The 783-nt window shown below is 56.3% G+C and carries 1 protein-coding gene; it reads left to right on the plus strand.

The window, feature by feature from the left end:
• Positions 1–677 (plus strand): FAD-dependent oxidoreductase (locus B7449_RS19505; protein WP_048884141.1); only part of this gene is annotated, 677 nt, incomplete at its 5' end.
• Between the last annotated feature and the right edge of the window lie 106 nt (positions 678–783).

Raw genomic sequence — 783 nt, forward strand, 5'->3', positions numbered from 1 at the left:
TCCTGGCCGATGGCGGGCAGATCCGTTCTGATATCCTGCTTTATACCGGCGGACGTTCCGGGGCTACGGATCAACTCGGGCTTGATGCATGCGGTCTGCGGGCCGACAGTCGCGGCAGGTTGCAAGTAGACCCGAAGACGTTCCAGACAGGTATCGCGCATATCTATGCCACGGGGGATGTCATCGGTTTTCCGTCCCTTGCTTCCACATCGCTGGAACAGGGGCGTATCGCAGCGTGCCATGCTTTTGGCCAGACCGTGCCGCCAGCCCCTGAATTCTTTCCTTATGGGATATATTCCGTGCCTGAAATCTCAACGGTCGGCATGACGGAAGAACAGGCAAAGGAAAAATCCATACCGTATGAATGCGGGATCGCACGCTTTCGCGAGACATCACGCGGGCATATCGCAGGCATGCATTCGGGGATGCTGAAACTGGTGATTTCCCTTGAAACCCACAGGTTGCTCGGGGTGCATATAGTCGGTGAAAGTGCCACGGAACTAATCCATATCGGTCAGGCCGTGCTTAATTTCGGGGGAACGTTCGACTACTTTATCGATGCGACCTTCAATTACCCGACATTGGCGGAAGCATACAAGATCGCGGCCCTTGATGCATGGAACCGCATTCCCCGTCGCAGGGGGGACGTGGAGTCTCCATCACCCGTGGCGACATGAAGGATCAGCTTTCCTTGCCTCCGCATTGCATGGCACCGGGCCTGCATGCAGGCTGATCTTCTGGCTGGTGAAGAAAGCTGGCAACATCGAACCTGGCGGAGTAAGG

Source organism: Komagataeibacter intermedius TF2, assembly GCF_000964425.1.
Lineage (GTDB): Bacteria > Pseudomonadota > Alphaproteobacteria > Acetobacterales > Acetobacteraceae > Komagataeibacter > Komagataeibacter intermedius.